Raw genomic sequence first — 13,044 nt, 5'->3', positions numbered from 1 at the left:
CGTGAATTATCAATAGCATTAGCAGAGAACTTTCATCTGTTTGAAAATTGACAAAAGATATTTGTTTAGGTATATACCAAAAATTTTTAACTTTGTCATTTTTTTAGTCAACTTTTTCCCGCCGCAAAAAGTTGCAAAAAGTGCAAGGATAGAATTAGTACTAAATCATACTAAAATTGTCTTACATGTAAGATAATTTATTAAATTAAAGCCCAAATGTAGCCTTTTTGCTTCTTTGTGGCAACAAAAGAAGTGGGGTATGGGGCAAAGCCCCAGATATAAAAACAAAAATATAACTTTACTTTTGACAAAGTATAGTTGTTTAGGTATATACTGAAAATTTTTAAGTATTATAATAATATAGCAACAGTAAGTATTCTTCCTACCTGAACACCATCGCGTCTATAAGAATAAAATACTTCATCATAAGTATTTAGATTAGAAAGTTCAATATTATTTTCTAAAACACCGCAGTCAAGCAATTGTTTTTTTACTTCCAAACCATTATCAATATGCCATTTATTATTCATCATAGTTTTATTTTCAAAATGAACAGCTACTTCATCACCTACTTCATAATCTTTCAAAGCTATGTAAGGACCTATATAAGCATACATTTTAGACAAATTGGCATTGTATTCTTTTATCATTAAATCAATAGTTTTAGATACAATATTTTGAACTGTACCTCTCCAACCAGAATGAATAGCTGCTATTGATTTGCTTTCATCACAATAAAGTATTATAGGCACGCAATCTGCTGTTTGAACTATTAAAGGAGTATTTTTAAGATTGGTTATTAAAGCATCTGTATTTTCAACCAATCTTTCTCTGCCTCCAAATAGATTTATATTATTTTCATCTATCTTTACAATATTATCTTTATGAACTTGATGCATAAAAATAGCTTTATTAACATCAAAGTTAATACTATTAAAAAAATTATATTCCTGAGATTTTCTATATTCTAAATCAATATCTTTAGCTTTAATATCGATCCCCTTAGCAAGTACGGCTATATATATTTTTTTATTGTCATTTTTGGAAGGATAGAAAATATTATGCATTTTTGAGTCTTTTAATTTCTTCTTCTAATTCTTTTACCTTATTAGTTAATTCTTTAGTTTCATTTCTTGATTGTTCCATAATATTTTCATATAAAGTAAAAAATTTTTTGGCATACTCTAATTTCTGTTTCAATTCATTTATCTCTTCTTTGTAAACATCTATTTTAGAAGAAAGAAGTTTATTATCTTCCTGAAGTTCTAAAATAATATCTTTATCGCTATATTCCACTTCTACTATTCCTCAATTTTTTTATCTATATGTTATCTATTATGTACATTATAATTGGATTGTCAAGTAAATTTATAATATTATTGTAGTAATAAAACATAAAAGTTAATATTACCACAATAATATTAATATAATAAAAAATGTATTATATGTTAGATACTATTATATCTCCCATTTCAGAACATTTTACTTGTTTATATAAATAAGTCATCATATGATGTTTAGGCATTATATCAAGGGTTCTATAACCATCATCTATAGCCTTATAAACAGCATTTTCTACATCTTCAGCTTCATTCAACATACCAAAAGAGTATCTAAGCATCATAGCAAGAGAAAGTATAGTACCTATAGGATTAGCTAAGTCTTTACCTGCTATATCAGGAGCAGAACCATGAATAGGCTCATACATACCAACTGTTCCGTCAGAAAGACTTGCTGAAGGTGCCATACCTATAGAACCAGTAATAACACTAGCTTCATCAGAAAGTATATCTCCAAACATATTTTCTGTAACTATAATACCAAATTGTGACGGATTTGAAGCAAGCTGCATAGCTGCATTATCAACATACATATCATTATATGGAACATCACTATATTCTTTTGATAAATTGTTCATTACTTCACGCCATAATTTAGAAGTATGAAGTACATTAGCTTTATCAACTGAAGTTAAAGGTCTTTTAAGATTTCTAGCCAATTCAAAAGCCACTTTTCCTATTCTTAATACTTCATCTTCTCTATATAACATAAGGTCAGTAGCTTGTTTTACACCATTAACTACTTCAAATTTATGTTCTCCAAAATATACACCGCCTGTAAGCTCTCTAACCATGATAAAGTCAATAACATCTTTACAGATAGTTTCTTTTAAAGGAGAAGCATATTCTAAAGATTTTAATATTTTAGTAGGTCTTATATTAGCATAAAGCTTCATTTCTTTACGCAATCTTAATAAACCTCTTTCCGGTCTTTTATCAGGATCAACTTTATCCCATTTAGGACCGCCTACAGAACCAAGAAGAACTGAATCAGATTTAATACATTTTTCTACATTCTCATCGGTAAGAGGAACTCCAAATTTATCAATAGAACAGCCGCCCATATCAACATATTCCAAATTAAACTTATGGGAGTATTTTTCAGCTATTTTATTGAGTACATTTACAGCCTTACCTACTACCTCGGGACCTACTCCGTCCCCTTCAATAACAACAATATTCTTTTCCATAAATAATCACCTCTTAGAATTTTTTATAGAGTTTAAAAGCCCATTAGAGTTAATTATATTTTTAATAAACTCTGGAAAAGGCTCAGCCTTATAGCTTTCATTTTTAGTTATGTTTGTTATTATACCATTATCAAAATCAACTTCAACCTCATCTCCTGCATTTATTTTCTTGCTTGCCTCATCGCATTCTAAAATAGCAAGTCCTATATTAATAGAATTCCTATAAAATATTCTAGCAAAAGAAGAAGCTATAACACAAGATATTCCTGATTCTTTAATAGCTATAGGAGCATGCTCTCTTGAAGAACCGCATCCGAAATTATCTCCTCCAACCATTATGTCTCCAGGCTTTACCTTGCTTACAAAATCTTTATCAATATCTTCCATACAATGAGATGCCAATTCCTTATGATTAGCAGTATTTAAATATCTTGCTGGAATAATAACATCTGTATCAACATTATCACCATATTTATGAACAAACCCTTTAGCTTTCATTTATTAATATCTCCTATTTTTTATAATACCCAAACTATTTATAAAATATCATTTAGGCTCTGTTATATAACCTGTTATTGCACTGTATGCAGCAGTAGCAGGGCTAGCTAAATATACTTTTGAAGTTTTATCTCCCATTCTTCCAACAAAGTTTCTATTAGTTGTAGTAACAGCAACTTCATCATGAGCAAGTATTCCCATATATCCGCCCAAACAAGGACCGCATGTAGGAGTAGATACGGCACAGCCTGCATCAATAAATATATCCATATAGCCTAATTTTATACATTCTTTATAAACTTTCTGAGTAGCAGGAATAATTATACATCTTACATTTTTAGCTACTTTCTTTCCTTTCAAAATATTAGCAGCAATAGCCATATCAGACAATCTTCCATTAGTACAAGAACCTATAACTACCTGATCAACTTTTATATCTTTTAATTCCTTAGCTTCTTTAGTGTTTTCTGGTAAATGAGGACATGCCACTGTAGGCTCTATTGAAGATAAATCAATATCATACTCTTTATCATAAACTGCATCATCATCAGCTTTGAAAATAGTATAATCTCTTTTTACTATATCTTTTAAGAATTCTATAGTTTTATCATCAACCTCAAATATTCCGTTTTTTGCACCTGCTTCTATAGCCATATTAGCAATACAAGCTCTGTCATCCATAGTTAAAGATGAAACTCCTTCGCCTCTGAACTCCATAGATTTATATAATGCTCCGTCAACACCTATCATACCTATGATATGAAGTATAACATCTTTTCCGGATACATTTGGTTTTAATTTTCCTTTAAGATTAAATTTAATAGCAGAAGGAACTTTGAACCAAACCTGACCTGTAGCCATAGCAGCAGCCATATCAGTACTTCCTACTCCTGTAGAAAATGCTCCAAAAGCACCATAAGTACAAGTATGAGAGTCAGCTCCTATTATAACTTCACCTGGTGCCACTAATCCTTTTTCTGGTAAAAGAGCATGCTCAACTCCCATATCTCCAACATCATAATAATTCGTAATATTATATTTATTAGCAAAATCTCTGCATTGTTTGCATTGTTCTGCAGCTTTGATATCCTTATTTGGAGCAAAGTGATCCATAACTAAAGCTATTTTTTCTTTGTCAAAAACTTTATCAAAACCATACTTTTCAAATTCATTTATAGCAACTGGGCTTGTAATATCATTTCCTAAAACTAAATCAGTTTTAACCATTATAAGCTCACCTGCTTCAACTTTTTCAACGCCAGCATGTGCAGCTAAAATCTTTTGAGTAATAGTCATAATTTTATCCTTAATTCATTTATGAAAGAAACATAATATACTAAAACAATTCCGTTTTGTCAATTTTTTTGTTAATAAAAAGGGCTATACATTAAAAAAATGCAAGCCCTATAATTAAAAAATACTATTATAATTTATTCAAACCATTAATATAAGCCATTAAACTAGCTTCAATAATATCTGTACTTACGGATCTTCCTATAACAGTTTTATCACCGCAAGCCAATCTAACAATAACTTCTCCCAAAGCATCTTCACCTTCAGTAATAGCATTAATACTATAAGTTACTAATTTAGCTTTGTTTGATGTTATAGAGTCAATAGCTCCGAAAGCTGCATCTATAGGTCCGTTTCCTTTTCCTATAGCTTCAATAACATTATCTTTATTATCAAATATAGCCACTGAAGCAAAAGAAGATATAGAATCGCTGTCATTAACCATAAAGCTTTTTAATCTATATGAAGGATTTTCTATATTAGTATTGCCTATTAATAATGCCTCTATATCAGTATCAGTAACTATCTTTTTTCTGTCAGCTAAATTTTTAAATTTAATAAATGCTTCTTCTAAAGCCTTATCATCTATATCATAACCTAAAGATTCTATTCTGTCTTTAAAAGCATGTTTTCCTGAATGTTTACCCAATACCATTTTATTTTGAGGTATTCCTATATCTTCAACATTCATAATCTCATAAGTAGAACGTTCCTTTAATACTCCATGCTGATGTATTCCTGCCTCATGAGCGAAAGCATTAGCACCTACTATAGCTTTATTTGGAGCAACAACCATACCTGAAATAGTAGATAATAATTTTGAAATTTTATAAATGCGTTTTGTATTAACATCAGTATAAACATCATAGAAATTTGCTCTAGTTTTAATACCCATTACCACTTCTTCCAAGCTAGTATTTCCAGCACGCTCACCTATACCATTAATAGTACATTCTATTTGTGTAGCTCCTGCCAAAACTGCTGATAAAGAATTAGCTGTAGCAAGTCCTAAATCATCATGACAATGCACAGATATATCAACATTTTCTATACCTTTAACATTCTCTTTTAAATATTTGATTAATTCAGCCATTTCCAAAGGAGTAGCATATCCTACAGTATCAGGAACATTTATTGTAGTAGCTCCATTTTCTATAGCTGTTGAATATGCCTGAACCAAAAAGTCTTTATCACTTCTTGAAGCATCTTCAGCAGAAAATTCTATAAATTCAAATTTTGTTTTAGCATAAGAAACAGATTCTTTTATAGTTTCTAATACCTGCTCTCTGGTCATCTCTAGTTTATGCTTTAAATGTATATCGCTTGTAGCTATAAAAGTATGAAGCATAGGGTGCTTTGCCTCAGCAAGTGCCTCATAAGCTCTGTCTATATCTTTTTTATTACATCTAGCCAAACTTACTAATTTAGCATTCTCTACAACCTTACTAACTTCTCTTATAGCATTAAAGTCATCATCAGAACATATAGCAAAACCTGCTTCTATTATATCAACGCCTAATTTATCAAGTTCTGCTGCCATTTCCAATTTTTCAGCCAAATTCATAGTACAACCAGGAGATTGTTCTCCATCTCTTAAAGTAGTATCAAAAATCTTAATCTTTCTCATTGTTAAAACCCTTATAAAATAAACACCTGTATAATTAAATACTTTTTATTGATTTTCACATACTGAAATAATTTTATTTTGTCAAAATGATTTTTTAATGTAAAACATTTGCAGGGCTTTGCCCCGCACCCCAGTTCTTTTACCGAGTAGGTACCTTTCGGTATTGGTATAAAAGAACCAAAAGAACTGCATTTTCAAACTCAATGTAATACAACACATAAAAAATATATTTAATAATATACCCAAATAAGAAATAATTGACAAACTATATTTGTTTCATTATATAAATAAATATTCAATATCAAAGTATTTAATTATAACAATCGAGTATGAATAAAAATTACTTTTTAATCCAACTCATCATTTTTCTTAATTCTGCACCGACTTTCTCTAATTTATGCTCGCTTTCTAATTTCTTAGTAGCATTAAATTTAGCTTTACGTCCAGCACTAAACTCTTGAATAAACTCACTAGCAAAAGTACCGTCTTGTATCTCTCTTAATACTTTTTTCATTTCTTTTCTAGTTTCTTCAGTGATCATTCTTCTTCCAGTTCTGTAATCACCGTATTCAGCAGTATTTGAAATAGAATATCTCATCATAGCAAATCCGCCTGAATATATTAAATCAACGATTAATTTCATTTCATGTATACATTCAAAATAAGCCATTTCTGGTTCATAGCCAGCTTCTACTAAAGTATCGAAACCAGCTTTCATTAACTCAGTAACACCGCCGCATAATACTGCTTGTTCACCGAAAAGGTCAGTTTCAGTTTCCTCTCTGAATGTAGTTTCTAATATACCAGCACGTCCTGCACCTATTCCTGAAGCATAAGCCAAAGCATAATCTTTTGCTCTGCCGCTATAATCTTGATAAACAGCTATTAAGCTAGGAACACCTCTTCCTTCTAAATATTGACTTCTTACTGTATGTCCTGGGCCTTTTGGAGCAACCATAATAACATCTATGTTTTTAGCAGGTACTACAAATTGGAAATGAATATTAAATCCATGTGCATACATTAATACATTTCCTTCTTTCATATAAGGTGCAACTTGAGTATTGTATATATCAGCTGAAACCTCATCAGGAACAAGCATCATAACTATATCAGCAGCCTTAGCAGCTTCTTCAACTTCCATTACTTTAAAACCTGCTTCTTCTGCTTTTTTGCAGTTTGCACTGTCTTTTCTTAAACCAACGATAACATTCATTCCGCTGTCTTTTAAGTTTTGAGCATGAGCATGTCCTTGACTGCCGTATCCCATTATTGCTATAGTTTTACCATCTAGTAAAGATAAATTACAATCAGCATCATAATATTTTTTTATCATTTTAATACTCCTTTTTTAATTATTATTTTTTTATTTTTATTAAAATTCAAATTTGTTGATTATATTTATATCAGGAACTTCATCGCCTAACTGTATTGATGTTACTCCAGTTCTTGAAAGTTCTAAAATATTGAAATCTTTTAAAGCATCTAAATAACCATCTATTACAGAAGCAGAAGCAGTAATTTCAACTATCATACTTTTATTTCCAATATCAAGTATAAGTCCGTTATGAGCATTTGTTATATCGCAAGCTTTACGTCTGTTAGTATCATTTATTTCTATTTTTACTAACAACAAATCTCTTATTATGCTATTAGAATAGTCTATTAAATGTACAGAATGAACCTCTATAAGTTTTAAAGTCTGTTTAATAATATGATTTATTTGAGAATCATCGCCTTCTGTAACTATAGTCATTCTTGATATACTAGGAACACAAGTAACAGAACAAGTAATAGTTTCTATATTAAAACCTTTTTGACTGAATAATAAAGTTATTCTATTTAATACACCTGAACTATTATCTACAAATAAAACTAAAACTCTTCTTTGTTTCTTATTCATTTTTTTCTCCTAATATTTTAATCTACTATTATATCATCTATAGTACCGCCTGCAGGAATCATAGGCAACACTTTCAAATCCTTACCTATAACACATTCTATCCATACAGGACAATTACATTTCAAAGCTTCTTCAAAGGCTGATTCAAATTCTTTTATAGTTTCGCATCTAAATCCTTTAGCCCCGAAACCTTCAGCAACTTTAACATAATCCATTTTTTTATTTATATCTGTACTTGAGTATCTTTTCTCATAGAATATAGTCTGCCATTGTCTAACCATACCCAATGTACTGTTATTTAAAATTATTGTTATAACCGGCAAATTATATTCAACTGCAGTTGCTACTTCATTTAAATTCATATAAAAAGATCCGTCGCCTGTTATATGTATTACTCTCCTGTCTGGTTTAGCAACTTGACAGCCTAAAGCAGCACCATATCCGAATCCCATAGTTCCCAAACCGCCGCTTGTTATAAAACTTCTTGGTTTAGTATGACGTATATATTGAACTGCCCACATTTGATGCTGACCTACATCTGTAACATAAATAGCTTCATCTTTAGTTTTTTCGCCTATTATATTCATAACTCTGCTTGGATAAATACCATCTTTATTAGTATTTCTGTCAGAATCTTCTTTCTTCTCTTTAGCTCTTAAATCAGACAAATATTTTACCCATTCATCATCTTCTACTCTTTTTACAAGTTTATTAAATCTATCCAATACATCATTCAAATCGCCTATTATACTATAGTCAACATGAACGTTTTTATTAATTTCACTTCTGTCTATATCTATATGAACTTTTTTAGCAGCACCGCCGAATTTATCAGTATTCAAAGCAACTCTGTCGCTAAATCTTGTTCCTACTGCAAGTATTAAATCAGCTTCATTCATAACCTTATTAGCAGTAGCAGAACCATGCATTCCAAGCAAACCGATATTTAATTTATCATTATATCCTAATACACCAGCTCCCATTAATGTATGGACTGAAGGTATATTAGAATTAATCATAAACTCTCTTAATTTATCGCTTGAATCTTTAGCACCGCCTCCAAAATATATGATAGGCTTTTTAGATTCATTTATTAATTTTGCAACTTCTTCTATAGTTTTTTCATCTTCAGAATTTATCTTAATAGCTTTAGGGACAAATTTTTCTTTTCTTGTGAATTCTGTTTCTGCAAATGTGAAATTTTTAGGTATATCTATTAATACAGGTCCTTTTCTTCCTGTAGAAGCTATAACAAAGGCTTTTCTTATTGTATTTGCCAATTCATCAATACTTCTAACAACAAAATTATGTTTAGTAATAGGCATTGTTATACCAGCAATATAAACCTCTTGAAATGAATCTTTTCCTATTAAACTTTCTGGTACATTTGCTGTTATAGCAATCAAAGGCACACTATCCATATATGCTGTAGCCAATGGTGTTACCAAATTAGTAGCTCCTGGTCCGCTTGTAGCAATTACAACCCCAGTTTTTCCGCTTGCTCTAGCATAGCCATCAGCAGCATGACAAGCACCTACTTCATCTACCGGCATTATATGCTTTATTTTATCACTATATTTATAGATAGCGTCATATATAAATAATGCGGCTCCTCCAGGATAACCAAATACTGTATCAACGCCTTCCTCTATTAAAACTTCCATTAATATTTCAGAACCGTTCAATTTCATTACAAACTCCTTAAATTATTTTATAGCCTTACAATTTCATTATTAGTATTTCTATAGATAGAAACATTATTTTTATAATAATAGTTATTAATAAAAAAATGTATATATATTTATAGTATGAATAATAGAATTAATTATAACAGGATAATAGATAGGAGAATATTGAGAATAATAATAGTTGAAAATTTTCTTGTTTTATTGAAATTAGTATATGACATGTGATTTTTCTTCATATCATAAAAAGCATTGTGCATATAGTTAGTGGACGACATGCTCATTTTCATTCTCCTTTTTATATTTGAAATATATTATAATATTTTTGAGTAATATTGCAATACTTAAAACTAATTTTTTCTTAACTTTTAACAGTAATCATAATTGACAATATAAATTTATTTAGTATACTATCATAATCATACATTTGTAGGATTTATGAAGATTTTAAAAAATAGATATAATAAGAAAATATTAGAAATTAAAAATAACAAAAAAAAATTAGATGAAATTATAAAAGATAAAAAACCTTTATATAAATTTCTTAATTATATAATTTTTATATTTTTATGTACTTTTAAATTCATACCTGAAATTATTATTATTTCTATAATATGCATTTGTACCGTATATTTATCTGTTTCATTATATTCAAGAAAATATATTTATTCTTCTATAGAAGATATACCTTATAATGATGTAGCTTTAGTATTAGGTACAAGCAAGTATCTTTATAATGGTCAAATAAACATGTATTTTAAATTCAGAATGGAGGCTGCTTATGAATTATATAAAAGCGGAAAAGTAAAATTTATACTTGTAAGCGGGGACAACAGGTATAGATCATATAATGAACCTAGACAAATGCGTTTAGATTTAATAAAATTAGGAGTAGATAAAAAGCATATATTTCTTGATTTTGCCGGATTTAGAACAAGGGATTCTATAATAAGAGCTAATAAAGTATTTGAACTTACTAATTTTACTATAGTTTCTCAGCCTTTCCACAATGAAAGAGCGATACTAATAGCAAGACAGAAGAAAATCAATGCCATAGCTTATAATGCCAATAATGTTAGAAAACTTTATAGGGTAAGACAATTTCCAAGAGAATTGGGAGCAAGAATTCTAATGTTTATTGATATTATATTTAATAAGCCTCCTAAATTCTATGGGGATATAATAAAAATAGAAGAAAGAGAAGACATACCTGCTGACAAAAGCAATAAAATTGATAAAAAGTTAAAAACAGGAGGACATAAATGACATCAAAATTACTAACTGAATTACTACAATCTTTATCTTTACTTTCAGTTCTTCTTCTAATAGGAGTTTTTTTAAGGGCAAAAGTAAAACTATTTCAAAAGCTATATTTACCTGCTTCTGTAATAGGAGGATTCATAGGGCTTTTAATATCTCCTGAAATATTAGGAAGATTATCAAGTTTTTCAATATCAGAAGAATGGATAAAAACTTATTCCCTGCTTCCAGGAGTTTTATCCATACCGATATTCGCAGCTATTCCTTTGGGTATGTTTTTAAATGAAAACAAAAATATAAAATCCTTATACCCTACAAAAGTTTTAATAGGATTTGGTATATTTCAATGTGCAAGTATGGCCCAATCTGCTATAGGATATGCAACAAATATGCTGTTTACAAAAATAGATCCTAGTTTAAATATGTACAGAACTTTCGGATATGAACTTTCTGCAGGTTTTGCCGGAGGACATGGTCTTGCTGCTGCTACTGGAAAACTTTTAGAGGGTTTTGGTATAGCTCAATGGGAAATAGCTCAAGGTGTTGCTTTAACTACTGCTACAATAGGACTTATAGGCGGTATGATATTTGGAATTATATTCATAAATATAGCTGTAAGAACAAATAAAACTAATGTTATAAAAAAAATTGTTAATGATAAAGATGATAATAACAGCATAAATAAAATAGACAAGAATATGGAAGTTGGATACAATAATGACATAACAAAACAAGCTAGTTTAGGAAGAGAAACTTTTTTAAGCAGTTCTATAGAAACAATAACTTTCCATTTAGCAATAATATTTTCTGTATGCGGATTAGCTTTTATAGTATTGAATGCTATTAAAAAACTTGGAATACCTGGATTAGATGTTCTTCCAGTTTGGACTTATTCAATGATTATAATGTTTGCTTTAAATATATTAATAAAAAAATTGAAATTATCTTGGATGGTAGATGCAAAGGTGAAGGCAAAAATAATAGGTACATTAAGCGATTTTGCTATAGTATCAGCAATAACAAGCCTTCCAATAAAAGCTATAATACATTATATAGCACCTATAATAGTAATGTGCGTAGTAGGATTTATAGCAACTTACTTAATAGTATTTATATTTAATAATATGCTATTTAAAGGCGATTATGCTTTTGAAAGAGCTATAATTTCTTGGGGTACTTTAACAGGAGTATTAATTACAGGAATGACTCTTTTAAAAATATGCGACCCAGAATATAAAAGCCCAGCATTAACAGAGTTCTCTCTAGGATTTTCTTTAATGTCAGTTACTGGACTTCTAGTAGTTCCAATACTTAATACTGTTTTGGCAGTAGGTTCAACTTGGGATAATTTTATAACTGCAGTAATAAGTTCAGCACTTTATTTAGCATTTGCATTTATAATTTATTTTGTACATAGAAAATCGAATGCATAATTTCTTTATATATACCTAAACAACGATATTTTATCAAAAATAAATTTATATTTTTGTTTTTATATATGGGGCTTTGCCCACCGCTCTGCGTGCTTACGCAATACCCAAGTTCTTTTACGACTGAAGGAAGTACTGTAAGTATTGGTATAAAAGAACCTTATATCCTCGACAGGCTCGGATACGCTTCGCGAACAACTGCATTTTTAGTCTAAATTTTAGCTTATACCCTATATTTAATAAATATTTTTCAAATATAAAGTTCTAGCAATTGCGTTTTCGCGAAGCGTGCCTGTGGCAGCAACTTTGACGAAGTCCGCAGAGCGTGTGCGGCAAAAAAGTAGATAATTCTATATAAAGTCAATCAATTGACAAACTTAAAAATTTTCAGTATATACCTAAACAACTATACTTTGTCAAAAGTAAATTTATATTTTTGTTTTTATATCTGGGGCTTTGCCCACCGCTCTGCGTGCTTACGCAATACCCAAGTTCTTTTACGACTGAAGGAAGTACTGTAAGTATTGGTATAAAAGAACCTTATATCCTCGACAGGCTCGGATACGCTTCGCGAAAGGCTACATTTGGGCTTTAATTTAATAAATTATCTTACATGTAAGACAATTTTAGTATGATTTAGTACTAATTCTATCCTTGCACTTTTTGCAACTTTGACGAAGTCCGCAGAGCGTATGCGGCGGGAAAAAGTTGACTAAAAAAATGACAAACTTAAAAATTTTTGGTATATACTGAAAATTTTTAAGTTTGTCATTTTTTTAATATATTGTATAATAATAATATGGATTTTAATTTAACAG

Annotated in this window: 11 protein-coding genes; 2 read left to right on the top strand and 9 right to left on the bottom strand. The window is 29.8% G+C overall.

Annotated features, from left to right (window positions below):
• Positions 1–350 precede the first annotated feature (350 nt).
• The 9 genes from pgeF to ilvB all read right to left on the bottom strand — a co-directional run bounded on the left by pgeF (position 351) and on the right by ilvB (position 9,542).
• Entirely contained in the window at positions 351–1,067 is a 717-nt protein-coding gene (gene pgeF / locus Q0K52_RS12855) for a peptidoglycan editing factor PgeF (protein WP_297300044.1), read from the bottom strand.
• Positions 1,060–1,296 carry a hypothetical protein gene (locus tag Q0K52_RS12850; protein WP_297300042.1) on the bottom strand — a complete coding sequence of 79 codons (237 nt, stop codon included), beginning with the start codon at positions 1,294–1,296 and terminating at the stop codon, positions 1,060–1,062. The genes pgeF and Q0K52_RS12850 overlap by 8 nt, the downstream gene beginning before the upstream one ends.
• A 145-nt stretch (positions 1,297–1,441) precedes the next feature.
• Positions 1,442–2,530 (bottom strand): 3-isopropylmalate dehydrogenase, encoded by a 1,089-nt coding sequence (gene leuB, locus Q0K52_RS12845; protein ID WP_297300040.1) that lies wholly within the window; start codon positions 2,528–2,530, stop codon positions 1,442–1,444.
• Between the two features lie 6 nt (positions 2,531–2,536).
• On the bottom strand, positions 2,537–3,028 hold the full coding sequence (gene leuD / locus Q0K52_RS12840) for a 3-isopropylmalate dehydratase small subunit (RefSeq protein ID WP_297300038.1): 492 nt from the start codon (positions 3,026–3,028) through the stop codon (positions 2,537–2,539).
• Positions 3,029–3,076: 48 nt separating this feature from the next.
• Positions 3,077–4,324 (bottom strand): 3-isopropylmalate dehydratase large subunit, encoded by a 1,248-nt coding sequence (gene leuC / locus Q0K52_RS12835; protein ID WP_297300036.1) that lies wholly within the window; start codon positions 4,322–4,324, stop codon positions 3,077–3,079.
• Between the two features lie 127 nt (positions 4,325–4,451).
• On the bottom strand, positions 4,452–5,948 hold the full coding sequence (locus tag Q0K52_RS12830; RefSeq protein ID WP_297300034.1) for a 2-isopropylmalate synthase: 1,497 nt from the start codon (positions 5,946–5,948) through the stop codon (positions 4,452–4,454).
• A 340-nt stretch (positions 5,949–6,288) separates the two neighbouring features.
• Positions 6,289–7,284 carry a ketol-acid reductoisomerase gene (gene ilvC, locus Q0K52_RS12825; RefSeq protein ID WP_297300032.1) on the bottom strand — a complete coding sequence of 332 codons (996 nt, stop codon included), beginning with the start codon at positions 7,282–7,284 and terminating at the stop codon, positions 6,289–6,291.
• 39 nt (positions 7,285–7,323) lie between these two features.
• Entirely contained in the window at positions 7,324–7,851 is a 528-nt protein-coding gene (gene ilvN, locus Q0K52_RS12820) for an acetolactate synthase small subunit (protein WP_297300030.1), read from the bottom strand.
• 17 nt (positions 7,852–7,868) lie between these two features.
• On the bottom strand, positions 7,869–9,542 hold the full coding sequence (gene ilvB, locus Q0K52_RS12815) for a biosynthetic-type acetolactate synthase large subunit (protein WP_297300028.1): 1,674 nt from the start codon (positions 9,540–9,542) through the stop codon (positions 7,869–7,871).
• A gap of 432 nt (positions 9,543–9,974) precedes the next feature.
• Here ilvB and Q0K52_RS12810 point away from each other — a divergent pair, with 432 nt between their 5' ends.
• Together Q0K52_RS12810 and Q0K52_RS12805 are read left to right on the top strand one after the other, a co-directional pair.
• A complete protein-coding gene (locus Q0K52_RS12810; RefSeq protein ID WP_297300025.1) occupies positions 9,975–10,802 on the top strand; it encodes an ElyC/SanA/YdcF family protein in 828 nt (275 codons plus the stop codon).
• Positions 10,799–12,229 carry a sodium/glutamate symporter gene (locus tag Q0K52_RS12805; protein ID WP_297300023.1) on the top strand — a complete coding sequence of 477 codons (1,431 nt, stop codon included), beginning with the start codon at positions 10,799–10,801 and terminating at the stop codon, positions 12,227–12,229. The genes Q0K52_RS12810 and Q0K52_RS12805 overlap by 4 nt, the downstream gene beginning before the upstream one ends.
• Positions 12,230–13,044: the final 815 nt, after the last annotated feature.

The organism is uncultured Brachyspira sp., from assembly GCF_944390845.1.
GTDB lineage: Bacteria > Spirochaetota > Brachyspiria > Brachyspirales > Brachyspiraceae > Brachyspira > Brachyspira pulli.
This window is presented reverse-complemented; position numbering and strand designations above follow the sequence as displayed.

Coding starts and splice junctions, on each gene's coding strand:
- pgeF (WP_297300044.1), bottom strand. CDS start 1,067: ATGCATAATATTTTCTATCCTTCCAAAAATGACAATAAAAAAATATAT.
- leuB (WP_297300040.1), bottom strand. CDS start 2,530: ATGGAAAAGAATATTGTTGTTATTGAAGGGGACGGAGTAGGTCCCGAG.
- leuD (WP_297300038.1), bottom strand. CDS start 3,028: ATGAAAGCTAAAGGGTTTGTTCATAAATATGGTGATAATGTTGATACA.
- leuC (WP_297300036.1), bottom strand. CDS start 4,324: ATGACTATTACTCAAAAGATTTTAGCTGCACATGCTGGCGTTGAAAAA.
- Q0K52_RS12830 (WP_297300034.1), bottom strand. CDS start 5,948: ATGAGAAAGATTAAGATTTTTGATACTACTTTAAGAGATGGAGAACAA.
- ilvC (WP_297300032.1), bottom strand. CDS start 7,284: ATGATAAAAAAATATTATGATGCTGATTGTAATTTATCTTTACTAGAT.
- ilvN (WP_297300030.1), bottom strand. CDS start 7,851: ATGAATAAGAAACAAAGAAGAGTTTTAGTTTTATTTGTAGATAATAGT.
- ilvB (WP_297300028.1), bottom strand. CDS start 9,542: ATGAAATTGAACGGTTCTGAAATATTAATGGAAGTTTTAATAGAGGAA.
- Q0K52_RS12810 (WP_297300025.1), top strand. CDS start 9,975: ATGAAGATTTTAAAAAATAGATATAATAAGAAAATATTAGAAATTAAA.
- Q0K52_RS12805 (WP_297300023.1), top strand. CDS start 10,799: ATGACATCAAAATTACTAACTGAATTACTACAATCTTTATCTTTACTT.